Genomic DNA, 24,210 nt, shown 5'->3' with positions numbered 1-24,210 from the left:
TTTCGGGAACGTTTTTTTGTTTGTCATACCGGCGAAAGCTGGAATCCAGTGTCTTTTCTTTATTTTTGGGTTTGGGGTGCAAAGCTTTCACTCGCCTGCGGCGAGCGAGTTACTTTTGGCATTGCCCAAAAAGTAACCAAAAGGCTAGGCGCCCGACGCGGAGTTCTGATTCGCATCGTGCGAATCAGAATCCCCTGCGCTTCTCGGCTGCGGCGGGGTTCGCTCGACGTACATCCCTATACGTTCGCTCACGCGCGCGCATCCGGCAACTGCTCCTGCGTTGCTCTACCTCCGGCATCCATGCCGTCGCGTGCGCGCGCCCCTCACGGGCATTAACCGCCGCAGCCTGAGATGCTCGGCACCGCGAAAGGCGCCGTTTCTTCCACGAATCCGTCCATCCCTGGACTACGCTTGTCTTGGGCCGCTTTGCCCTTGATCTCGGTCCCCCTTTGCCACGGCGAGGGCACGGCGGAAATGTCCGTGAGGAGGGCGCGCACGCGACGGCATGGATGCCGGAGGTAGAGCAACGCAGGAGCAGTTGCCGGAGGTGCGCCCGTTCGCGAATGGACATGGATGTCCATCAAGCGAACCCCGCCGTGCGCTCGCGTACTCGGAGCGCGTAGCGCGCAGAGCGCGGCATCGGGGGCGGCCTCTCTTTGGTTACTTTCTCTTGGCTGCTGAAGAGAAAGTGACCCGCTCGCCGCAGGCGAGTGGAAGCTCTGCCCCTAAAACAAGATCAAGATGGATTCCAGCTTGACCAGCTTCGCTGTTGAAAGCCGCTGGAATGACGAACTAAGAGCCAACGACACTGGATACCGGCCTTCGCCGGTATGACGAGCAAAAATAGAGACAAGATCAAACGCCGCGCGTGCGCGAAATCACATCCCGCGCGCGCTTCGCTGCTATCATTCGCGCAAGCGAAACCAAGGGCTTACGGGAGTTGTGCGTGCTTGAGATTCTGATTGCCGGCGGCTGGCCGATGCTGCCGATTTTGCTCTGTTCCGCGGTTGCGATCGCCATCATCCTGGAGCGGTTCTGGTCGTTGCGCCGCAAGTCAGTGATTCCGCCCACGCTCGGTGCGGAAGTGCGCGAATGGGCGCGCATGCGCCAGCTCGATCCGCAGCATGTGGAAACGCTGCGCGAGAATTCGCCGCTCGGCGAAATCCTCGGTGCCGCGCTCAGCGTGCGCCTGCGTTCGCGCGAGATCATCAAGGAGCGCGTCGAGGATACCGGCCGTCACGTCGTGCATCGGCTGGAGCGATTCCTCAACACGCTCGGCACGATTGCGCTGATCTCGCCGCTGCTCGGTCTGCTCGGCACGGTGTTCGGTCTGATCGAGATGTTTTTTGCAGTGATGGTTTCGGGCGTCGGCGATCCGCTCAAGATGGCCGGCGGCATCGGCCAGGCCCTGGTGTGCACCGCGGCGGGTTTGTGCGTTGCGATTCCGGCGTACTTTTTTCACCGCTATTTTCGCGGCCTTGTCGCCGACTACGTCGTCGACATGGAGCAGCAGGTGATCCTGCTCATGGACGAACTGGCCGCGCACGCGGAGCCGCCACCGCCGCCGCGCACGGCACGCACTCGCGCGACGGACATGCCCGCTGTGCTTGCCGGGACCGGGAAAAGTTGACATGCGTCTGCGCAGCGCGCGTCAGGACGATTTCGAAATCAACGTCATCTCGCTGATCGACGTGATGCTCACCCTGCTGATGTTCTTCGTCATGACCACGACCTTCGTGCAGCATTCGGTGATGAAGGTCACCTTGCCCGAAGCTTCGGAGACCACAACCGACACGCAGCGCGATGCGCTGATCGTGATGATCGACAGCAACAGCCATTACTTCATCGACAACAACGAAGTGCTGAATCCCGCACTGGACACGTTGAAGGAGGCGATCTCGCGCATCGGCGGCGACAACCGCGACCGCCCGGTCATCCTGCGCGCGGATGCGATGACGCCGCATCAGGCCGTGGTCACCGCAATGGATGCGCTGGCGCAGCTCGGCTTCGTGCATCTGTCGATCGCCACGACGCGAACCCGGGACGCCAGCGGCAAGGAGCCGGCGCGCCCGTGACCGCGGCCGCGGAAAGTGCCGCGATCGACCGCGCGGCCGTCGCCGGCGACGCGGCGGTCTATCGCCGCCTGCTCGGTTATTCCGCGCGCTACTGGCCGATCGCGATCGTGGCGATGACTGGCATGGTGTTCGATGCCGCCTGCGGCGCAGCCTTCACCTGGCAGATCAAGCCGATGCTCGACGGTCTGTTCCGCGACAAGGATGCGGCGACGATTTTCTGGATGCCGCTCATCATCATCGCGCTGTTTCTGGTGCGCGGTCTGGCGACCTATCTTGCCGATTTCGGCATGGCGCGGATCGCGCGGGGCGTTGTTCTAACCTTGCGCGACGATGTGTTCCGCAAATACCTGTGTCTGCCGGCCACGTACTTCAGCCGCGAGTCCTCGGCCCAGCTGATCTCGCGCATGACCTATACGGTCGAGCAGGTCGCCAACGCGAGTACCGATGCGCTCAAGGTCGTCATTCTCGATGGCCTGCTGATCGTCGGTCAGGTCTATGTGATGCTGACCGTCAGCGTGCGTCTGACCATGGCCCTGTTCCTGCTCGCGCCGATGATCGGCGCCGTGGTCTATGCGGTCGGCCGGCGCTACCGGCGCATTGGCGAACGCATCCAGAACACGGTGAGCTCGGTCACCGGTATCGTCGACGAGGTGGTCAGCGGTCAGCGCGAGGTAAAAGTATACGGCGGCCAGGATTACGAACGCCAACGCTTCGGCGCGGTCAACGCAGCGATCCGCTACCTGAATCTCAAGGTCGCATCGACCAATGCGCTATCGACCGCGCTGGTGCAGCTCGTCGCCGCCTGCGCTCTGGCGCTGGTGATTTTCCTCGCCACACGTCCGGGCACGCTGGCGACGATGAGCGCGGGCGGCTTCATGTCGTTGATCACCGCAATGCTGGTCATGCTGCCCTCGTTCAAGCGCCTGACCACGGTGCAGTCGAACCTGCAGCGCGGCGTGGTCGCGGCGCGCGATATCTTCGCGCTGATCGATGCCGACGAGGAGCGCGACGTCGGCGGCGAACGTCTTTCACGCGCACGTGGCGAAATCGAGTTCCGCTCGGTCGAGTTCGCCTACCCGCAAGCGAAAATCCCGGCGCTGCACGCGCTCGACCTGCATTGTCCCGCGGGCAGCGTCACCGCGCTGGTCGGGCGTTCCGGCGGCGGCAAGTCCACGCTCGCCAGCCTGCTGCCGCGCTTCTACGATCCGCAAAGCGGGCAGGTGCTGCTCGACGGCAAGCCGCTCACCGCCTACACGTTGATCAGCCTGCGCGAGCAGATTGCCTGGGTCGGTCAGCAGGTCGTGCTGTTCAACGACACGGTCGCGCACAATATCGCCTACGGCGCGCTGGCTGGCGCCTCGCGCGATGCGATCGAAGCGGCTGCGCGTGCGGCGAATGCGATGGAATTCATCGAGCGCATGCCGCAGGGTCTGGATAGCCCGATCGGCGAGAGCGGCACCTTGCTCTCCGGCGGTCAGCGTCAGCGCATTGCGATTGCGCGCGCGATCTTGAAAAACGCGCCGATTCTCGTGCTCGACGAAGCGACGTCCGCGCTCGACAGCGAATCCGAGCGCCTGATCCAGGATGCGCTCAAGCGCCTGATGCGCGAGCGCACCGTACTGGTCATCGCCCATCGCTTGTCGACGATCGAACATGCGGATCAGATCGTCGTGATCGAGGAAGGCCGCGTGATCGAACGCGGCACGCATGCGCAGCTGATCGCGCGCGACGGACAGTACGCGGCCCTGCACAAGCTGCAATTCCCGGCCATGGAACGGGCGGCGACTGCGGCGCTGCAATCGCCGCAATGAGCCTGGAAAAAAGGCTGCAGGAAATCTGGTACGGCGGCGCCCCGGTACCGTTGGTCCTGCGCGCACTGGTGCCGGTCTACCGCGGTCTGCGTGCCCTGCATCGCGCGCCGTATGCCTTTGGCTGGCGTCAGCCGCAGCGGCTGCCTGTGCCGGTGATCGTGGTCGGCAATATCACGGTCGGCGGCACGGGCAAGACGCCGCTGGTGATCGTGTTGGTCGAAGCCCTGCGCGCACAGGGGCGCAAGCCCGGTGTGATCAGCCGCGGCTACGGCGGCAGCGCTGGGTCGCCGATCCTCGTGGATTCGTCGAGCAACGCCGCACTATGCGGCGACGAGCCAGTGCTGATCCGGCGGGCGACCGGCGTGCCGGTCGCGGTCGGGCGCGATCGCGTTGCGGCGGCGCAGCTGCTGCTGGCCGCGAGCGATGGCAATGAGCCTGCTGTCGACATAATCGTTGCCGACGATGGTTTGCAACATTATCCACTTTTCCGCAATGTGGAAATCTGCGTGATCGACGGCGAACGCCGTTTTGGCAATGGCCTGCTGCTGCCGGCCGGACCGTTGCGCGAACCGCTGGCGCGGCTGGATACGCTGGCGTTTTGCGTCTGCAACGGCGGTTTGGCGCAAGCCGGCGAGATTCCGATGCGCATGGTCGGCGATACGGCGGTGGCGGTGGGCGATGCCGCGACGCGCAGATCGCTGCACGACTTTGCCGGCCAGCGTGTGCACGCGGTCGCGGGCATCGGCAATCCCGCGCGTTTTTTTGCACTGCTGCGCGCCGCGGGCATTGATGCGATTGAGCACGCGTTCGCCGATCACTATCCGTATCAGCCGCGCGATCTCGATTTCGGCGATGGATTGCCAGTCCTGATGACCGAAAAGGACGCGATCAAATGCGCCGCATTCGCGCACGCGAACCTCTGGCAGGTGCCGGTCCGCGCCGAGCTGCCGCGCGAGTTTTTCGACGCGCTCGCACGCGAACGCATCTGACGATTGACAAGCGCGCGGCGCGCGACTACCGTGCGCGCACCTTTCAAACGAGGTTTGTCCTCCGTGGACCCTTGCAGTAGTCGCTTCTCTGCAACCCAGCCAGCATAACCCGCGGAAAACCCCGTTCCCGAACGGTGCGTTCCGCGCAAGGCGGAAAACGCACCGGATTTCTCGTCCCCAGCGACGAGTCGCCGTGTCGTAAATCTGTCATAGATGCCGGTCAGGCTGCCACTCTTAAATGAGTAACGTATGCCCTGAGGTTTGGTCGCTATGCTCAATCTGTCCCTCTACTCGATGCTGATCGGCGGCAACGGCCGCCACGGCGCGAAGAACGAAGCCGCTGCACGCACCGCGGCGGAGTTGCTGGCGCTTGCGCGCGAGGACGCCGGCGCGGCACTGGCCAAGCTCAATCCGGGCGGCAATGCGCTCAATCCCGAACAGGTCGAGGAACGTCTGGCGCAGTTCGGGCCGAACGTCGTCGCGCAGGAAAAAAAGAAGCCGCTGCTCCTGCAACTGCTCGAACGCTTCATCACCAATCCGATCAATATTTTGCTGACCGTGCTCGCAGTGATTACCTGGGCCACGGGCGAGGAGATCAGCGACAAGATCGGCGCGATCATCATGTTCGCGATGGTCGTGATGGCGGTGTTCGTCGCACATTTCCAGGAAGCGCGCTCGGGTCGTGCCGTCGAGCAGCTGCGCCGCATGGTGAGCAATACCGCGACCGTGAAACGCGAAGTCGATGAAGTCCCGAACGAAGCGGGCGCAAAGGAAGGCAGCGAAGATGCGCCGCCTGCGCGCGTGGTGAAGAAGCTCGAAGTACCCATCGACGGCCTGGTGCCCGGCGATCTCGTTTTTCTGTCCGCCGGCGACATGGTGCCGGCCGATCTGCGCCTGCTCAGCGCGAAAGACTTGTTCATCAATCAATCAGCGCTGACCGGCGAGTCGATGCCGGTGGAAAAATTCGCGCACTCCGATGCGGAGGCGAAAGTCGCACTCGAAGCACGCAGCCTGTGTTTCATGGGCTCGAACGTGGTTTCTGGCAGCGCGACCGCAGTGATCGCGGCAACCGGCGCCAACACCTATTTCGGCGCGCTCGCCGGTTCGCTGGTCGGCCAGCGCGTGCAGACCAGCTTCGACAAGGGCGTGTCGCGTTTTGCCTGGTTGATGCTGCGTTTCATGGCGGTGATGGTGCCGGTGGTGTTTCTGATCAACGGCCTGACCAAACACGACTGGTTCCAGGCGTTTATGTTCGCGGTCGCTGTAGCCGTCGGCCTGACGCCGGAAATGTTGCCGATGATCGTGGCGATCAACCTGGCCAAGGGCGCACTCAAGATGGCGCGCAAGGACGTGATCGTCAAACGCCTGAACGCGATCCAGAACTTCGGCGCGATCGACGTGCTGTGCACCGACAAGACCGGCACGCTCACCCAGGATCGCGTCATTCTCGAGCGTCACACCGATATCTACGGCGACGAGAACGAGCGCGTGCTCGAGTTTGCATGGCTCAACAGCCACCACCAGACTGGCTTGCGCAACCTGCTCGATGTCGCCGTGCTCGACGCGGTCGGACCCGACCTCGTCCAGCATCTCAATGCCGAATACACCCTGGTCGACGAAGTGCCGTTCGATTTCACCCGCCGGCGCATGTCGGTGATCGTGCGCGACAAGGCCGGCAAGCATTGGCTGATTGCCAAAGGCGCCGTTTCCGAAACGGTGGCAGTGTGTTCCAGCCTTGCAGTCGGCGAGCATTATCAGCCGCTGACCCCGCAGCGTCTCGATGAAGTGCGTGCCGTCGCGCGTGACATGAATGACGACGGGTTCCGCGCGCTCGCGCTCGGCGTTCGCGAGATCGAAGTCAAACCGGCCTATTCGCGCGACGACGAGAAAGATCTCACGATGATGGGTTTCATCGCCTTTCTCGATCCGCCCAAGGACAGCGCGGCGGAGGCGATCCGCGCGCTCAATGCCAACGGCGTTGCGGTGAAGATTCTCACGGGCGACAACGACATCGTCACGCGCAACGTGTGCCGCCAGGTCGGTATACAAGTGGACAAGTACCTGACCGGCCCGCAGATCGAGGCGATGAGCGACGAGGAACTGACGATCGCCACGCGCGACACTCCGGTATTCGCGCGCCTCAACCCGCAGCAGAAGGTGCGCGTGATTCAGGCCCTGCATCGCGACAATCACGTCGTCGGTTTCCTCGGCGACGGCATCAACGACGGACCGGCGCTGCGTGCAGCCGATGTTGGCATCTCGGTCGATACCGCGGTCGATATCGCGAAGGAATCGGCCGACATCATCCTGCTTGAAAAAAGCCTGTTGGTGCTGGAGGAGGGCGTGCTCGAAGGCCGCAAGGTGTTCGGCAACATCCTCAAGTACATCAAGATGACTGCGAGTTCGAACTTTGGCAACATGTTCAGCATGATCGGCGCAAGTGCGTTCCTGCCGTTCCTGCCGATGCTGCCGGTGCAGATTCTGCTCAACAATCTGCTCTATGATTTTTCGCAGACCGCGGTCGCGTCCGACGAGGTCGATCCCGAATATATCGCGCGGCCGCGGCAATGGGATCTGCAAGGCATCAAGCGGTTCATGCTGTTCATCGGCCCGATCAGCTCGATCTTCGACTACTGCACTTTCGCCGTGCTCTGGTTCGTGCTCGGTGCGAACGCCGAGGCGCACCAGAAACTGTTCCAGAGCGGCTGGTTCGTCGAATCGCTCCTGTCGCAGACCTTGATCGTGCACATCATCCGCACGGGCCGCATTCCGTTCCTGCAAAGCTGGGCGAGTCTGCCATTGACGATCACCGGGGTCGCGATCTGCCTGGTCGGTATCGCGCTGACCGCGTTGCCCTTCGGTGCCTGGTTCGGTCTGGTTCCGCTGCCCGGCGTTTACTGGCTGTTCCTGATCGCGATCCTGATCGCCTATCTCAGCCTGACCCAGTTCGTGAAGGTGCGCATGATCCGGCGCTTCGGTTTGCTGTAGGCCTTAGCCAGCAGAATTGCTTCAACCGCGCAATTCCGGAAACGCGTCGACCACACCGAGCACGCGTCCGCAATGCCTGGCATCGTAGCCAGGCAGTGCGTTGACGGCCTTGCGGAATTCGCTGGTGCGCAGAATCGCGAGCACGGCATCGATCGCAGTCGTGTCGTAGACGGCTTTCGGACACAGGAAGAAATAGCGTTCCTGCAGGATCGGAATGAAGTCGAGGCCGAAGCGCTGCGCCGGCGTTTCGATACCGAGACCGGCGTCGGCCATGCCGCTGGCGACATACGCGGCCACGGCGGCGTGGGTGAATTCGCCGTTGTCGTAGCCGTCGATCGCGCGACCGTCGATATTTTCCCGCGCCAGCAGCAGATCGAGCAGCGCACGTGTCGTTGAGTCCGGTTGCCGGTTGACGAAACGCACGCCTTTGCGCACAAGGTCAGCGACGCCGTGGATTTTTTTCGGATTGCCGCGAGCGACCATCAGGCCTTGGCGCCGCGTCGCAAGATCGACCACGTGCAAATTGCCCTGGCGCAGCCATTTCGCATACAGGCGCAACATCGGCGCTTCCAGTTCGCCGATCGGCAGATGCATGCCGGCGAGATCGCAGTTGCCGCGCGTGAGCGAGGCGAGCACTTCCTGACTGCTGCGGTATTTCAGATCGGCGGCGATCTGCTTGCGGCTGAGAAACCGGTGCAGGGTTTCGACCGCGAAGCCGTGGCTGGCATGGATGCGCAAGATGGCTTCGGCCGGCGCGAACGCGCGCTCGAATTCGACCTCGATCTCCGAAGCGAGGCTGTCGAGCAGAGGCGACAGGCGTGCCGCGATGCGCTTGTCGGCCCACACGAGTTTTTCGCCGAGTGGCGTGAGCCGCGCGCCGCTGCCGCGAGTCGAGGTGACGAGCGCCGCGCCCAGCGCATTTTGTCCCATTTTCAGCATACCCCAGGCGTAGCGATAGGACAGCTCAGCGCGCGCGCACGCGCGCGCAAGGCTCCCGGTTTCGTGGATGCCGACGAGCAGCTCGACGAGGCGCACCAGCGCCGGCTCGCCATTCGGCGCCTGCACCTGCCATTGCGGTTTGATCGTGACCTTGTACATGCCGGAACCGATGTTGCAGCGCAGGAAAGTATAAGCTTTTCAAAGCATATTACGTGGCACGTGTTTGCGCTATCTTGAGCCAGTAAATGCAACAGAGTCGACTGATGCTTTATGCAGTCGAGAAGCCTATAACAAAGCCGCTCAAGCGGTAAAACGGGAGGGAATATGTCGAGTGCAGCAGGTGTATTGCCGGGCGTCGCGGGGACGCCGGGGATTCTCGCGAAGGAACGCACCGTAGCCGGACCTGGATTCAATCGCTGGCTGGTACCCCCGGCGGCACTTTGTATACATTTGTGCATCGGCATGGCGTACGGTTTCTCGGTGTTCTGGCTGCCATTGTCGCATGCGCTCGGTGTCACCAAGTCAGTCAGTTGCCCGGACATGGGCTTCTTCGCCGAAGCATTTACCACCACCTGCGACTGGCGAGTCAGCACGCTGGGCTGGATGTTTACCCTGTTCTTCGTATTTCTCGGCTCTGCCTCTGCCTTGTGGGGCGGCTGGCTCGAGCATGCCGGCCCGCGCAAGGCCGGCTTCATTGCCGCATTGTGCTGGTGCGGCGGCTTGGTCATTTCCGCGATTGGCGTTTACGTGCATCAGATATGGATGCTGTGGCTCGGTTCCGGTGTGGTCGGTGGCATCGGTCTCGGCCTCGGATATATTTCGCCGGTTTCGACCCTGATCAAATGGTTTCCCGATCGTCGCGGCATGGCGACCGGCATGGCGATCATGGGTTTCGGTGGTGGCGCGATGATCGGTTCGCCGCTCGCCGACATTCTGATGAAGCATTTCGCCACGCCGACCGACGTTGGCGTGTGGCAGACGTTCCTTGCGCTCGCCGCGATCTATTTCGTGTTCATGACGGTCGGTGCGTTCGGCTATCGCATTCCGCCCACGGGCTGGACGCCGGCTGGCTGGACATCGCCGGCGAACAGTACACAGATGTTCATGATCACCAAGCGTCATGTGCACTTGAACCGGGCCTGGAAAACGCCGCAATTCTGGTTGATCTGGGGCGTGCTCTGCCTCAACGTCAGTGCCGGCATTGGCGTGATCGGCATGGCGTCACCGATGCTGCAGGAGGTGTTCGCCGGCAAGTTGCTCGGCGTCAGCGCCGGTTTCAACGACTTGAGCACTGGTCAGAAAGCGCAGATCGCCACGATCGCGGCGGGCTTTACCGGCCTGTTGAGCCTGTTCAACATCATGGGCCGTTTCTTCTGGGCGTCACTGTCGGACAAGCTCGGCCGCAAACTGACCTACTACACGTTCTTCGCGCTCGGCATCGTCCTTTACGCGTCGGTACCGACGTTGGGTCACACCGGACAGGTCGCTCTGTTCGTCGCCGCGTTCTGCATCATCCTGTCGATGTATGGCGGCGGTTTCTCGACAGTCCCGGCTTATCTCGCAGATATCTTCGGCACGCAGATGGTCGGTGCGATCCACGGACGTCTGCTCACCGCATGGTCGGCGGCGGGGATCATCGGTCCCGTGTTGATCAATTACATCCGCGATTTCCAGCTCGCACATGGCGTGTCCAAAGCGCTGGCCTACGACATCACGATGTACATCCTGGTTGGTCTGTTGATCCTCGGCCTGATCTGCAACGTGCTGGTCAAGCCGGTCGCCGAGAAGGACTACATGAGCATAAGTGAGCTTGCCGCCGAACAGAAGAAGGCGCATGAAAGCGACGTCGTTATGCCGCCGAGCAGTGCGGTGCCAAGCAAGGGTTTGACGCCTGTGCTGGTTGCGGCTTGGCTGGTGGTTGGCATTCCGTTGCTTTGGGGTATCTGGATGACGGTGGAGAAGACACGCTCGCTGTTCTAGCAACGCGAGACTTTGACTCGGTTGGGATTGCAGCCACGGACGGCTGCTCGTGGGTTTCGCGACGGGGACGATCGCAGAGGTGAACGCGCAGCCAGGGAAGGCCACTGCGTGATTCTGGTGATGAGGACGAGACAGACAAACAATATGAAACCAGCAATATGAAACCAGCGAAAATCAATGTCGTCGTGAACGGTGGTGGCGGACGCAAGGCGCCGGCCTTGTCTGCGCCGATCCAGGCCGCCGTAATGCAGGCGATCGATACGCATCGTGATCTGCCGGGTGCGCTGATGCCGATCCTGCACGCGGTGCAGGATGCGCTCGGCTACGTGCCACCGGATTCGCTCGCGCTCATCGCGCACGAGTTGAACATGACCCGCGCGGAAGTGCACGGCGTGGTGAGTTTCTATCACGATTTCCGCGCTACGCCGCCGGGCCGGCATGTCGTGCGCATCTGCCGCGCCGAGGCTTGTCAGGCGCTCGGCGCTCGCGCGCTCGAAGTGCACGCGAAGAAAACGCTCGGCATCGATTTCCATGAGACCACCAGCGACGGTGCAATCACGCTCGAAGCGGTGTATTGCCTCGGCAATTGCGGCTGCGGACCGTCGCTGTTGATCGACGCGGACGAGATCCACGGACGCGTGACGCCGGCGGCGTTCGACGCCCTGGTGAAGACGGCGAGGGCGGCGACATGAGCGTGAAGATCTTTGTGCCGAACGATGCGACCGCGCTTGCGCTCGGCGCGGAAGCCGTCGCGCGTGCGATCGCCGCCGAAGCGAAACAACGCGGCATTGAAATCGAATTGATCCGCAACGGTTCGCGCGGGCTGTTCTGGCTCGAACCCTTGGTCGAGGTTGCCTCGCCCAATGGACGTGTCGCGTACGGGCCGGTTACGGCCGCGGATGTGAACAACCTGTTCGATGCGGGCTTCGTCAGCGGCAATGCACATCCCCTCGCACAGGGCGATATCGCGGACTCGGCGTGGTTCAAGCAGCAGGATCGCCTCACCTTCGCGCGCGTCGGCATTACCGATCCGCTCAGTGTCGAGGACTACATCGCGCACGGCGGCTATCGCGGCCTCGAACGCGCGCTGACGCTGGCGTCGGCCGATATCGTCAAAGAGGTCACCGATTCGGGCCTGCGCGGCCGCGGCGGCGCGGCGTTCCCGGCGGGCATCAAGTGGAAAACCGTTTACGACGCGTCGGCCCCCGATGCGTCAAAATCCACAACTTCCGCAAGTATACAAAAATATATTGTGTGCAATGCCGACGAAGGCGACTCGGGCACATTCTCCGACCGCATGCTCATGGAAGGCGATCCGCTGTGTCTCGTCGAAGGCATGACGATTGCCGGTATCGCGGTCGGCGCAACCCGGGGCTATATCTATCTGCGCAGCGAATACCCGCATGCGCAGCGTGCGCTCAATGCGGCGATCGCGAACGCCTACAAGGCCGGTTATCTCGGTGCCAATGTGCGCGGCAGCGGCAAGCGTTTCGATCTCGAAGTACGCCTCGGTGCGGGCGCTTATATCTGCGGCGAAGAAACCTCGCTGCTCGACAGTCTCGAAGGCAAGCGCGGTCAGGTACGCTTCAAGCCGCCGCTGCCGGCGATCAAGGGTTTGTTCGCCCAGCCGACCGTGATCAACAACGTGATCACCCTGGCCTCGGTGCCGATCATTCTCGACAAGGGCGGCGCGTATTATCGCGATTATGGCATCGGCCGCTCGCGCGGCACCTTGCCGCTGCAACTCGCGGGGAACCTCAAGCGCACCGGGCTGGTCGAAAAAGCATTCGGCCTGACATTGCGCGAATTGTTGTACGACTACGGCGGCGGCTCGCTGTCGGGTCGTCCGATCCGCGCAGTGCAGGTCGGCGGACCGCTGGGTGCATACATGCCCGAGTCGCAATTCGATACCGTGGTCGACTACGAAGCATTCGCCGCGATCGGCGCGATGCTCGGTCACGGTGGCATCGTCGCCTTCGACGATACGGTCGACATGGCGGAACAGGCGCGCTATGCGATGGAATTCTGCGCGATCGAATCCTGCGGCAAGTGCACGCCGTGCCGCATCGGTTCGACGCGCGGTGTCGAGGTGATCGATCGAATCCGCGCCGGCATCGAGCGCGACAAGAATGTCGAAACCCTGAACGACCTGTGCAACACGATGCGCTTCGGCTCGCTGTGCGCGCTGGGCGGGCTGACGCCCGATCCGGTGGTCAGCGCGCTGAAGTATTTTGCGGAAGATTTTGCGTGATGTTTTTTGCTCGTCATTCCGGCGAAAGCCGGAATCCAGTGTCTTGCTTCACATGTAAAACTGGATACCGGCTTTCGCCGGAATGACGATCTGAGATTCAGGAGAAAGAACGTGCTATCCATCGTCGAACTCGATTTCGGTACCCCCAAGGCGACCTCCACGCAGCAGGTCACGTTGACGATTGACGGTCGTGAGGTGAGCGTACCCGTGGGCACCTCGGTGTTGCGCGCCGCTTCAGAGAACGGTATCGAAATTCCCAAACTCTGCGCCACCGAATTGCTCGATGCGTTCGGCTCGTGCCGTCTATGCCTCGTGCAGATCGAGGGCATGAAAGGCTATCCGGCTTCGTGTACGACGCCGGTCGCGGCGGGCATGAAAGTGACGACGCAGAATCAGAAATTGATCGATATCCGCCGTGGCGTGATGGAACTGTATTTGTCCGACTATCCCGTAGCTGAGGCTCATCCCGCTGTCGCAGCACATAGCGAACTGGCGAAGATGGCCGAGACGCTCGGTGTGCGCGAGGTCCGCTACGGCTTTGACAGCGCAAACCACGTCCATGCGAAACGGAGCGACGGCACGATCAATCCGCTATTCCGCGCCAAGGACGAGTCCAATCCTTATTTCACGTTCGATTCATCCAAGTGCATCGTCTGCTCACGTTGCGTACGCGCCTGCGATGAGCAGCAAGGCACGCTCGCGTTGACGATTCAGGGCCGTGGATTCGATTCGAGCATGGCGGCGGGCCAGGACGAGGCATTCCTCGATTCCGAATGTGTGTCTTGCGGCGCCTGCGTGCAGGCCTGCCCGACGATGGCATTGACCGAGAAGTCCTTGCTGACGCTGGGCGCGCCCGAGCACAGTGTGGTCACGACCTGCGCGTATTGTGGAGTCGGTTGTTCGTTCCGCGCCGAAATGCGTGGCGAGGAAGTCATGCGCATGGTGCCGAACAAGGACGGTCACGCCAATCATGGCCATTCCTGCGTGAAGGGGCGCTTCGCGATCGGCTACGCGACGCACAAGGACCGCATCCTGAAGCCGATGATCCGGGCGAAGATCAGCGATCCATGGCGCGAAGTGTCGTGGCAAGAGGCGATCGCGCATACGGCATCGGAATTCAAGCGCATCCAGGCCAAATACGGCCGCGATTCGATCGGCGGCATCACTTCGTCGCGCTGCACGAATGAAGAAACCTATCTGGTGCAGAAGCTGGTGCGCGCAGGGTTCCGCAACAACAATGTCGATACCTGTGCACGCGTCTGCCATTCGCCGACCGGTTATGGATTGAAGAATACGCTTGGCGAATCGGCGGGTACGCAGAACTTCGATTCGGTGATGCAGGCCGACGTGATCATGGTGATCGGCGCGAATCCGACCGATGCGCATCCGGTATTCGCTTCACAGATGAAGCGGCGCCTGCGCCAGAGAAATGGACAAGATCGCGCGCGGCTGATCGTCGTCGATCCGCGGCGCATCGATCTGGTGCGCACACCGCATGTGCAGGCCGACTATCACCTTGCGCTGTCACCCGGCACCAATGTCGCGATGCTCAATTCACTCGCGCACGTCGTCGTGACCGAAGGGCTGGTCAAGGAGGACTTCGTGCGTGCGCGATGCGAAATCGATGCGTTCGAGAAGTGGCGCAAATTCGTCGCCGAAGAGCGCAATTCGCCCGAGGCGATGGAGTCGGTGACGGGCGTGCCCGCGGCCGACGTGCGCGCGGCAGCGCGCCTGTATGCAACCGGCGGCAATGGCGCGATCTATTATGGCCTGGGCGTGACCGAGCACTCGCAGGGCTCGACCGCGGTGATGGGCATCGCCAATCTGGCGATGGCGACCGCCAATATCGGCCGCGAGGGCGTCGGCGTGAATCCGCTGCGCGGTCAGAACAATGTGCAGGGCTCGTGCGACATGGGTTCGTTTCCGCACGAATTTCCAGGCTACCGGCATGTCGGTGACGATGCGGTGCGGCATTCGTTCGAGCAGGATTGGGGACTGGAGTTGCAAGCGGAACCGGGTCTGCGCATTCCGAACATGTTCGAGGCCGCACTCGACGGCGAGTTCAAGGCGCTGTACATCGAGGGCGAGGACATCGCGCAGTCCGATCCGAATACGCAGCATGTCACCGCTGCGCTGACCGCGATGGAATGCATCGTCGTGCAGGATCTGTTTCTCAACGAGACCGCGAAATTCGCGCACGTGTTCCTGCCAGGGTCGACCTTCCTCGAAAAGGACGGTACGTTCGTCAATGCCGAGCGCCGCGTTTCGCGGGTGCGGAAAGTGATGGAACCAAAAGGTGGTTATGCGGACTGGGAAATCACCCAGTTGATTTCGAATGCAATGGGTTATCCGATGGCCTACACGCATCCGTCCGAAATCATGGACGAGATTGCGCGGCTCACACCGACCTTTCACAGCGTCAGTTTCGCCAGGATCGACGAGCTGGGCAGCATCCAGTGGCCGTGCAACGAACAGCATCCAAATGGCACGCCCACCATGCACGTCGATGAATTCGTGCGCGGCAAGGGCCGCTTCCTGCTGACCGAATACGTGCCTACCACGGAGAAGATCAACGCGAAATTCCCCCTGATTCTGACCACGGGACGAATCCTCAGCCAGTACAACGTCGGCGCACAGACGCGGCGTACCGCGAACAATCTGTGGCATAGCGAGGACCTTCTGGAGATTCACCCACAGGACGCCGAGGATCGCGGCATCCACGATGGCGACTGGGTCGGCATCCAGAGCCGCGCCGGCGAAACCGTGCTGCACGCGCTTGTCAGCGAACGCATGCAGCCGGGCGTCGTCTACACCACGTTCCATTTTCCGTTCACCGGCGCCAACGTGATCACGACGGACAACTCCGACTGGGCGACGAACTGTCCCGAGTACAAGGTGACGGCCGTGCAGGCCACGCGCGTCACCCAGCCGTCGGAATGGCAGACGCGCTATCGCGCCTTCAGCGAGCGGCAACAGGAATTGCTCGACGATGCCGTCGCCAGATAAAGAGACAGCGCCGTCCACATTGCCCGCTGGCGCCGTTGCCCGCGACGTGGAGCGTCATCGTGGCGCGAATGTCGCGCGCGTGCGTGACGCGGTGGCCGAGGAAATCCCGATTGCCTTCGTCTACAACGAGCGCCCGCATGCGGTGATGATGGCGACGCCGGCCGATCTGCAGGATTTCGCGCTCGGCTTTTCGCTGAGCGAGGCGATCATCGACCACGCGGCACAATGCGAAAAAGTGGAAATCGTCGAAGCGCTGGCGGGCATCGAATTGCGCATCACGATTCCGGAAAAATACGCTGCCGTGCTCGACGATCGCGTGCGCCAGCTGACCGGCCGCACCGGCTGCGGACTGTGCGGCGCGCAGACGCTGGACGCGGCGGTGCGTCATCCGGCGCGGGTGGTCGACGTGGCGACGATCGATGCGCTGGCCTTGAAGCGCAGTCTGAATGAATTGCAGCGCTCGCAGAAGATCAATGCGGTCACCGGCGCCACGCATGCGGCAGCCTGGGCGGCGACGCAGGGGCGCATCGTGCTGCTGCGCGAAGATGTCGGCCGCCACAATGCGCTGGACAAACTGATCGGCGCAATGCTGAGCACCGGTACAGATAGCGGCGGGATCGACCCGCACGACGGCTTTCTTGTGGTCACCAGCCGCGCCAGCTATGAAATGGTGATGAAGGCTGCGACCGTCGGCATCGGTTTCCTTGCCGCAATTTCCGCGCCGACCGCGCTCGCGATCGCACTGGCCAAGGAAACCAATCTCACCCTGATCGGATTCGCACGCGCGCATGGTTATTCGGTCTACGCGAACGCGCAGCGCGTCCTCGATCAATCAGCACAAATCGACAGGAGCATCGCCTCATGAGCGGCGCTGAACATCTGGTCACGATGGCCAACGACATCGCGAATTTCTTCCACTCCGAATCCGACCGGCAAGTCGCTGTCGACGGCGTCACCAGGCACATCCAGCGTTACTGGGAGCCGCGCATGCGCAGGAAAATCGTGGCCCATCTGGCCGAGCACAATGGCGAAGGGCTCAGTGATCTTGCGCGGCTGGCCGTGGCCCGTCTCGGGCCGATACCGAAGGCCTGACCGAGCCGTTCCATTCTCAATGCTGGCCGCCGCCGCGCGCACGCGTTGGTGCGCCAAACAGGGTGCGTCACGCTCACAAACTGCACCCCGCCGGCGTAGGTCCGACGCGCACGAGCTTGATGATGCTGGACAAACCGCTGTTGGTTCCCGAGGTGAACGAATAGCTCAGCGCCAGGTGGTTGCAGTCTGAAAATACGATGCTCGCCGAGCCCTCTTGCGGGTTGGTTACGCCACCGGGCGCGTTGAAGACGCCGCCTTGCGCGGAGTAGATCGGAATATTGGGCAACGTGGCCGTGCCGGCATTCGCGGAGGGAAGTTGGAGTAGTTGCAAGGTATACCAGCGTTGACTCGCGCCGCCACCGACAGACTGTCCGTTCGGCGCATAGGTGTACCACGCTGCGAAGGTCAGGTTTTCCACGGGATTGATACCGAACAGAAGTCCCTGCCCGCTGGTCGTGGGGTCGTACCACGCTCCGGAAAGGAGGAACAAGCCCGGTGCGGTGCCATTGCCATTGCCGTTGGTCGCACTACAGGTGACATTGCTGTCCAGACGGGTCAGCGGAATGCTGCCCACCCGGCCGGAGCCATCGGTGAAGGAATAGCTCAAGTTGCCGTCGGTGCAATCGCTGAAGTTGAGCGTGGCGTGGCCGACAAAATTCTGCCCGTTGGCGGTGTTGATGATCGGGCCGGCGTTGAAGTTGCCGCCGCCGGTGGCAACGATGTTGAGCGTCGACGTTGGGCTGGTGCTCGATACATTGCCTTGCAAGGTATACCAGCGTTTGTGATCTTCGCCGCCGGCGGTGGTGTCGAAGGTGAACAAGGCGCCACCGAAGAAGCCGATGCCCGGCGAAATCAGATCGGGGTAGATCTCGAAGAGCAGACCCTGGCCGCCGGTGGCGTGGTTGTACCAGGCGCCGGTCCAGCCGTGCTGATCCAGATTGCCCGGTGTGGTGACTGGGTTGGTCTTGGAGAACTGGGCGCTGGCTGGAGCGAGGGTAAGGGTGCCCGAGTAGCCGCCGATCAGCATCGTCGTGCCGCTGGGCAGGACTACCGTGCACGAGCCGGTCAAACTGCTGTCCAACGCGATGTAGCAGATGAGACTGCCGTTGCCGTCGGTGATGGTCACCGTACCGTAGTTGGCACCGCCGTTGCTGGCATTGGCAAATTCGGCCGCGGCCATCAAAGCGACAGCCGGTGTCGTAATGGCAGCGGTGATCGTGGTACTGGTGCCGGTGGCGACCGTAGTGTCGGCTGTGGTGATGGTCAGGATCGACGGAGCGAGTGTGCAGGTGGAATACCACGGGCTGACGCCTGTGGCGGCATCCAAAATGGAGTTGGCGACGTGATTTAAAGCGTTGTTGCACAGCGAAGAATTGCCGGCGACCAACGAGCCTGGTGGTACTGGTACATCACCAGTCAAGCCGTTGTTGCTGACCAAAAAATACTTGAGAGGAAGTCCGGCCAAGCTCGGAATACTGCCGGTGAGCTGGTTGGTGTCGACCGCGAATTCCTGCAAGCTGGAAAGCCCGGTCAAAGCGGGGATGCTGCCGGTGAGCTGGTTGTCACTGGCACTGAATATCTGCAAATTGGACAGACCCGTCAGGGTGGGAATGCTGCCGCTGAGCTGGTTAAGACCGACCGTGAATCGCTGCAAGCTGGACAACCCAGTCAAGGCGGGAATGTTGCCGGTGAGCTGGTTGCCGGCGGCATCGAAGACCTGCAAGTTGGACAGCCCGGTCAGGGCGGGAATATTGCCGGTGAGCTGGTTAACACCGACACTGAATTGCTGCAGGTTGGACAGCCCCGTCAGCACCGGAATGCTCCCGGAGAGATGGTTAATGGTGACAAAGAATTGCTGCAAGTTGGAAAGCCCCGTCAACGAAGGAATACCGCCGGTGAGGTGGTTAGCGCTGACATCGAAGACCTGCAAGTTGGAGAGTCCTGCCAGGGCGGGAAGTGTGCCGGTGAGATTGTTGTTGGACAAAAGTATCCCGGTGACGTGATCCGCACCCGGCGTACAGGTGATGCCGAACCACGAGCACTCCGTTCCCACTGGGCCTTCCCAGCCGGTGTTGTTCTTCCAATTTGCGCCAAGGGTTTGCGCATAGATCGCATCCAACACGGCGCGCTCGCCGGTTTGTTTCGAGGCGTTGACGCGTTGATTCAAAGCGGTCGAGGTGGATGGCGCATTGTTGCTGTCGCCCGAATAACTGGCGGTGATCGAGTAGGTGCCAGCTGAAAGCGACGAGGTGCTGCATGGCGCCGAACCGCCAGTCAAAGCGACCGCATTGCACAGCGTAACCGCACCGCTCTCCTTGAACGTGACCGTGCCGGTCGGTGCATTGCCGCTCACGGTGGCGGTGAGGGTAACCGCATCGCCGACGTTGCTCGGGTTGAGCGAGGAAAGCAGCGCGACGCTGGACGCCCCGGTTGTCGTCACGGTCTGCGTCAGCGGCGACGAGGTGGATGGTGCGTTGGCGCTATCGCCCGAATAGCTGGCAGTGATCGAATGAGGGCCGACCGCGAGCGACGAGGTGCTGCATGGTGCCGAGGTCCCGCTCAGGGCCACAGCATTGCAGAGTGTGACGACACCATCGGTGAACGTCACAGTTCCAGTCGGTGCGCTGCCATTCACAGTTGCGGTGAAGATCACGTTCTGGCCGGCCAGGCTTGGATTGGCTGACGACATCAGCGTAGTCGTGGTCGCCGGCAAGGCGCAATTTGTGTACCACGGGGAGACGCCGGTCGCCGTGTCCCACACAGCATCGGCGGTGTGATTGAGCGCGTTGGGGCACAGCGTCGACTGTCCTGCCACCAGCGATGCCGGTGCGGTGGGGAGATTGCCGCTTAGATCGTTGGTGTCAATGAGGAGACGCTGCAAGTTGGAAAGACCCGCCAGGGAGGGAATGCTCCCGGTAAGTTGGTTGCTGCTAGCCCAAAATCGCTTCAAGCTGGACAGCCCTGTCAGAGTTGGGATGCTGCCGGTGAGCTGGTTGAAGGGGACATCGAATTCCTGCAAATTGGAAAGTCCCGTGAGGGCGGGAATGCTGCCGGTGAGCTGATTGCTGGAAACAAAGAAGTCCCTCAAGCTGGACAGCCCCGTGAGGGTCGGAATATTGCCCGTGAGCTGGTTATTGCTGACAAAAAATGTCTGCAGGTTGGAAAGGCCACTCAGGGACGGAATGTTGCCCGTGAGTTGATTGGTGTCGACATCGAACAACTGCAAGCTGGACAGCCCCGCCAAGGCGGGCATGCTGCCGGTGAGCTGATTCGAGTAAGCAACGAACCCCCCCAAGCTGGAAAGCCCCGTCAAAGGGGGAATATTGCCGGTGAGCTGATTGGTGTCGACATCGAACTCCTGCAAGCTGGAGAGCCCGATCAAAATGGGAATGCTACCGGTGAGTTGGTTGGTGTAGGCATAAAATTGTTGCAGATTGGTCAGCCCCGCGAGCGAAGGAATTGGGCCGGTAAGCTGGTTGGTGTCGACATCGAAAAAGGACAAGCTAGATAGCCCGGTCACGGCGGGAATGCTGCCACTGAGTTGGTTAACGCCGACACCAAACTGAACAAGGTTGGTCAGCCCCGAGAGCGAAGGAATCGAGCCGGTGAGCTGATTGTTGTCGGCAGTGAATTGTTGTAGGCCGGAAAACCCGGTTAGGGCGGGAATGCTGCCAGTGAGTTGGTTTACACCGACACCAAGCTGAATAAGGCTGGTCAGCCCGGAGAGCGATGGAATCGGGCCGGTAAGCTGGTTGTTGTCAGCAGTAAAATTCTGCAGGCTCGTAAGCCCCGTCAGGGTCGGAAGGCTGCCAGTGAGCTGGTTAGCGCCGACAGCAAACTGAACAAGGTTGGTCAGCCCCGAGAGCGAAGGAATCGAGCCCGTAAGCTTGTTTATGTAGACATAGAATGCTTGCAGGTTGGTCAGGCCGGCGAGGGAAGGAATGCCGCCCGTGAGTTGGTTATTGCCTACACCAAAGAGCGTCAGGTTGGTCAGCCCTGAGAGCGAAGGAATTGGGCCGGTAAGCTGGTTGTTGTCAGCAGTGAATTGCTGCAAGTTGGAAAGCCCCGTCAGGGCGGGAAGGCTACCGGTGAGCTGGTTAACGCCGACACCGAAGCTTATAAGATTTGTGAGCCCCGTCAGGGTGGGAATGCTGCCGGTGAGCTGGTTGTTGTAAATAAAGAATTGCTGCAGATTGGAAAGCCCGGTCAGTGCTGGAATGCTACCGGTAAGCTGGTTGCTGTTGACGGCGAAATATTGCAGGCTGGAAAGCCCCGTCAGAGCGGGAATGTTGCCGGTAAATTGATTGGCAGAGACTTGGAAAGTCTGCAGATTGGTTAGCCCAGCGAGCGAGGGAATGCTGCCGGTGAGCTGGTTACTGTAGACGTTGAAGTCCGTCAAGCCGGATAGCCCTGCCAGGGCGGGAATGTTGCCGGTGAGCTGATTGCTTTCGACAGCGAAAGTCGCAAGATTGGTAAGGCCGGTTAGCGATGGGATGCTGCCAGTGAGCTGGTTGTTGTAAACATAGAATTGCTGCAGGCTGGAAAGTCCCGTCAGGGCTGGAATGCTGCCGGTAAGCTGGTTGTTGTCGACACCGAACTGAGTAAGGTTGGTCAGGCCCGTCAGGGTGGGAATACTGCCCGTGAGCTGGTTGTTGCTGACGTAGAATTGCTGCAAGCTGGAAAGCCCCGTCAGCGATGGGATGTTGCCGGTGAGCTGGTTATTGTTGACGGCGAAATATTGCAGGCTGGAAAACCCCGTCAAGGCTGGGATGCTACCCGTTAGCTGGTTGTTGTTGACGGCGAAATTTTGCAGGCTGGAAAGCCCCGTCAGGGCGGGAATATTGCCTGTATATTGATTGACCGAGACTTGGAAGGTCTGCAGATTGGTTAGTCCAGCGAGCGAGGGAATGCTGCCTGTCATCTGGTTGTGGTAGGTCCAAAATACTTGCAGACTAGTCAGCCCCGCGAGTGAAGGAATTGAGCCGGTGAGCTGGTTGTCTTGGACATAAAATTGCTGCAGATTGGTCAGCCCTGCGAGCGAAGGAATTGAGCCGCTGAGGTTGTTACCGCCAACAGTAAGATAGATAAGATCGGTCAGCGCTGATAGCGAAGGCAGCGAGCCGGTGAGATTGTTCCCTGCGAGCTGGATGAAAGTAATATGGGATTGCGGGCCGTCGCAGCTAATGCCATACCAAGTACATTCAGTACCTGAGGCCCCCTCCCAGCCCGTATTGGTCGTCCAACTCGCGCCATTGGTCTGGGTGTAAAGCGCATCGAGCACCGCGCGCTCACTGGGAGGTATGGCAGCTTGCGCCAGCCCGCAGCCGATGAAAGTCAACCACGCAACCAACTTCGCAATGCCGCGCAACAAGCGAGCTTTCATCGGTATTCCCCCAGAGAATAGCAATGTCGCGTACGGTCGAAACAGGCCTACTCTTGCAATAGAGCCGTGTATAAGCCGATCGTCTCAGTGGAGACGTCGCTGATTGGAGCGCAACGAGAGTACGCGCTATTTTGTTAACTACGTCTCAATTTCATACCGAATGATTTCGGCATGACCCAACTCGACAATTTGATGGATGTTCGCAGCCACATCGCATTTGGCCATTCTTACAGGCCTTGTGGCACTCTTCGCATTCGTTCGCAAACGCAGAGTGAGGTTCGACCATGCCACGTTTTCAACTTGTCCTGTGCGCCATTGTGGGTGTAATGGGTCTGGCCGCGCTGCCGGCGCTCGGTGCGGAATCTGCGGGTAAGACTGGTGCCCATCGCGTCGTCGATCGCTGGAAGCTCGGTGGCGCCGGTGGCTGGGACTATCTTCTTGCCGACGCCGATGCGCGCCGCATTTATGTGAGTCGTTCCGACCGCGTGCTTGTGCTCGATGCCGACAGCGGCAAGTCGATCGGTGAAATCGCGAATACGTCGGGCGTGCACGGGATCGCACTCGCCCCCGGATTGAATCGCGGCTACACCAGCAACGGCCGCGCGGATTCGGTGACGGTATTCGATTTGAAAACACTGAAAGCGCTCGCCGAGATCAAGGTCAGCGGCAAAAATCCGGATGCGATCCTGTTCGACCCGGCGACGCGGCATGTGTTCACGTTCAACGGCCGCAGCGCGAATGTGAGTGTGATCGATACGGCCGACAATCGCGAGATCGGCACGATCGCACTCGGCGGCAAACCCGAGTTCGCAGCGACCGATGGCAAGGGTCGCATCTACGTGAATATCGAGGACAAGAACGAACTGACCGCGATCGATGCGAGCACGCAGAAGGTGCTGACGAGCTGGCCGCTCGCCGGTTGCGAGGAACCATCGGGGCTGGCTTTCGACACGATGCACCAGCGTCTGTTTTCGGCCTGCGGCAACGCGAAGATGATCGTCACCGACAGCACCAACGGCAAGCAGGTTGCCAGCCTCGCGATTGGCAACGGCGTCGACGCGGCGGCATTCGATGCGCAACGCCATCTCGTGTTCAGTTCGAACGGCGAAGGGACCTTGACCATCATCCATCAGGACGACGCCGACCACTATCGCGTCGTCGACAATCTCGTCACGCAGAAGAGCGCCCGCACCTTGGCGCTCGATGCGAAAACACACCGCCTGTTTCTGCCCGCCGCCGAGTTCGGTTCCGCGCCCGCGGCGACGCCGGAGCATCCGCATCCGCGGCCGGCAGCGATCGAGGGCAGCTTCACGATTCTGGTCGTGGGGCAATAAGGGTTGATTGCATTTGAGCTAAGCAAGGGCCCGGGCTGGGCACGCTCACGATGATATGATTCCGCGCTGATTGCCGATTTCAGCGGGGGCCATGGAATCGATTCAAATCCCGGGGTATGAACTGCTGCACCCGTTGGGCAGCGGCGGCATGGCGACGGTTTACCTCGCCCTGCAGCGTTCGCTCGACCGCAAGGTCGCGATCAAGGTAATGCGGCGGGCGGGCGACGCATCCAGCGCCGACGCGCTGCAGTTCGAGCGTCGATTCCTGCTGGAAGGCCGCACGATGGCCTTGCTGCCGCATCGCAATATCGCGGCGGTTTACGACATCGTGACCACGCCGGACATCGCCTACATCGCGATGG

At 61.2% G+C, this 24,210-nt stretch carries 15 protein-coding genes; 13 read left to right on the top strand and 2 right to left on the bottom strand.

What is annotated here, in order from left to right; all coding sequences use genetic code 11:
- Positions 1-946 precede the first annotated feature (946 nt).
- The 5 genes from VIE67_RS05450 to mgtA all read left to right on the top strand — a co-directional run bounded on the left by VIE67_RS05450 (position 947) and on the right by mgtA (position 7,863).
- Entirely contained in the window at positions 947-1,630 is a 684-nt protein-coding gene (locus VIE67_RS05450) for a MotA/TolQ/ExbB proton channel family protein (protein ID WP_332024052.1), read from the top strand.
- A gap of 1 nt (position 1,631) precedes the next feature.
- A complete protein-coding gene (locus tag VIE67_RS05445; protein ID WP_332024050.1) occupies positions 1,632-2,075 on the top strand; it encodes an ExbD/TolR family protein in 444 nt (147 codons plus the stop codon).
- Positions 2,072-3,886, top strand: coding sequence for a lipid A export permease/ATP-binding protein MsbA (msbA, locus tag VIE67_RS05440; RefSeq protein WP_332024048.1), 1,815 nt, complete (start codon positions 2,072-2,074; stop codon positions 3,884-3,886). Before VIE67_RS05445 ends, msbA begins: the two co-directional genes overlap by 4 nt.
- Positions 3,883-4,875: a tetraacyldisaccharide 4'-kinase gene (lpxK, locus tag VIE67_RS05435; RefSeq protein WP_332024046.1), complete on the top strand. Its 993-nt coding sequence runs from the start codon at positions 3,883-3,885 to the stop codon at positions 4,873-4,875. The genes msbA and lpxK overlap by 4 nt, the downstream gene beginning before the upstream one ends.
- Positions 4,876-5,145: 270 nt before the next feature.
- A complete protein-coding gene (gene mgtA / locus VIE67_RS05430; protein ID WP_332024044.1) occupies positions 5,146-7,863 on the top strand; it encodes a magnesium-translocating P-type ATPase in 2,718 nt (905 codons plus the stop codon).
- A gap of 21 nt (positions 7,864-7,884) precedes the next feature.
- Here mgtA and VIE67_RS05425 read toward each other — a convergent pair whose 3' ends face one another.
- A complete protein-coding gene (locus VIE67_RS05425) occupies positions 7,885-8,961 on the bottom strand; it encodes a substrate-binding domain-containing protein (RefSeq protein ID WP_332024042.1) in 1,077 nt (358 codons plus the stop codon).
- Positions 8,962-9,126: 165 nt separating this feature from the next.
- Between VIE67_RS05425 and VIE67_RS05420 the strand changes: the two genes are divergently transcribed.
- The 6 genes from VIE67_RS05420 (at position 9,127) to VIE67_RS05395 (ending at position 17,131) form a co-directional block, all read left to right on the top strand.
- A complete protein-coding gene (locus VIE67_RS05420) occupies positions 9,127-10,782 on the top strand; it encodes an OFA family MFS transporter (protein ID WP_332024040.1) in 1,656 nt (551 codons plus the stop codon).
- Between the two features lie 158 nt (positions 10,783-10,940).
- A complete protein-coding gene (locus VIE67_RS05415; protein ID WP_332024038.1) occupies positions 10,941-11,474 on the top strand; it encodes a formate dehydrogenase subunit gamma in 534 nt (177 codons plus the stop codon).
- Entirely contained in the window at positions 11,471-13,033 is a 1,563-nt protein-coding gene (locus tag VIE67_RS05410) for a formate dehydrogenase beta subunit (RefSeq protein ID WP_332024036.1), read from the top strand. The genes VIE67_RS05415 and VIE67_RS05410 overlap by 4 nt, the downstream gene beginning before the upstream one ends.
- Positions 13,034-13,144: 111 nt before the next feature.
- Complete coding sequence (gene fdhF / locus VIE67_RS05405) at positions 13,145-16,039, top strand: formate dehydrogenase subunit alpha (protein WP_332024034.1); 2,895 nt, start codon at positions 13,145-13,147, stop codon at positions 16,037-16,039.
- Positions 16,023-16,904 carry a formate dehydrogenase accessory sulfurtransferase FdhD gene (gene fdhD, locus VIE67_RS05400; RefSeq protein WP_332024033.1) on the top strand — a complete coding sequence of 294 codons (882 nt, stop codon included), beginning with the start codon at positions 16,023-16,025 and terminating at the stop codon, positions 16,902-16,904. The genes fdhF and fdhD overlap by 17 nt, the downstream gene beginning before the upstream one ends.
- Complete coding sequence (locus VIE67_RS05395; RefSeq protein WP_332024031.1) at positions 16,901-17,131, top strand: formate dehydrogenase subunit delta; 231 nt, start codon at positions 16,901-16,903, stop codon at positions 17,129-17,131. The genes fdhD and VIE67_RS05395 overlap by 4 nt, the downstream gene beginning before the upstream one ends.
- A 73-nt stretch (positions 17,132-17,204) precedes the next feature.
- Here the strand turns inward: VIE67_RS05395 and VIE67_RS05390 are convergent, their stop codons facing one another.
- On the bottom strand, positions 17,205-22,514 hold the full coding sequence (locus VIE67_RS05390) for an Ig-like domain repeat protein (RefSeq protein WP_332024029.1): 5,310 nt from the start codon (positions 22,512-22,514) through the stop codon (positions 17,205-17,207).
- 284 nt (positions 22,515-22,798) lie between these two features.
- On the opposite strand from VIE67_RS05390, the gene VIE67_RS05385 reads away from it, so the two are divergent.
- Positions 22,799-23,848 carry a YncE family protein gene (locus VIE67_RS05385; protein ID WP_332024027.1) on the top strand — a complete coding sequence of 350 codons (1,050 nt, stop codon included), beginning with the start codon at positions 22,799-22,801 and terminating at the stop codon, positions 23,846-23,848.
- A gap of 91 nt (positions 23,849-23,939) precedes the next feature.
- Positions 23,940-24,210, top strand: a 271-nt coding sequence (locus VIE67_RS05380; RefSeq protein ID WP_414707293.1) for a protein kinase domain-containing protein, incomplete at its 3' end; no start/stop codon positions are given.

The sequence above is a fragment of the Rudaea sp. genome (assembly GCF_036560865.1).
Classification (GTDB): Bacteria; Pseudomonadota; Gammaproteobacteria; order Xanthomonadales; family Rhodanobacteraceae; genus Rudaea.
This window is presented reverse-complemented; position numbering and strand designations above follow the sequence as displayed.

What these genes read in the sequence shown, in the direction of transcription:
- lpxK (WP_332024046.1), top strand. Translation starts at nt 3,883, where the DNA reads ATGAGCCTGGAAAAAAGGCTGCAGGAAATCTGGTACGGCGGCGCCCCG.
- VIE67_RS05410 (WP_332024036.1), top strand. Translation starts at nt 11,471, where the DNA reads ATGAGCGTGAAGATCTTTGTGCCGAACGATGCGACCGCGCTTGCGCTC.
- VIE67_RS05425 (WP_332024042.1), bottom strand. Translation starts at nt 8,961, where the DNA reads ATGTACAAGGTCACGATCAAACCGCAATGGCAGGTGCAGGCGCCGAAT.
- VIE67_RS05445 (WP_332024050.1), top strand. Translation starts at nt 1,632, where the DNA reads ATGCGTCTGCGCAGCGCGCGTCAGGACGATTTCGAAATCAACGTCATC.
- VIE67_RS05385 (WP_332024027.1), top strand. Translation starts at nt 22,799, where the DNA reads ATGCCACGTTTTCAACTTGTCCTGTGCGCCATTGTGGGTGTAATGGGT.
- mgtA (WP_332024044.1), top strand. Translation starts at nt 5,146, where the DNA reads ATGCTCAATCTGTCCCTCTACTCGATGCTGATCGGCGGCAACGGCCGC.
- VIE67_RS05420 (WP_332024040.1), top strand. Translation starts at nt 9,127, where the DNA reads ATGTCGAGTGCAGCAGGTGTATTGCCGGGCGTCGCGGGGACGCCGGGG.
- fdhD (WP_332024033.1), top strand. Translation starts at nt 16,023, where the DNA reads ATGCCGTCGCCAGATAAAGAGACAGCGCCGTCCACATTGCCCGCTGGC.
- VIE67_RS05390 (WP_332024029.1), bottom strand. Translation starts at nt 22,514, where the DNA reads ATGAAAGCTCGCTTGTTGCGCGGCATTGCGAAGTTGGTTGCGTGGTTG.
- VIE67_RS05415 (WP_332024038.1), top strand. Translation starts at nt 10,941, where the DNA reads ATGAAACCAGCGAAAATCAATGTCGTCGTGAACGGTGGTGGCGGACGC.
- VIE67_RS05395 (WP_332024031.1), top strand. Translation starts at nt 16,901, where the DNA reads ATGAGCGGCGCTGAACATCTGGTCACGATGGCCAACGACATCGCGAAT.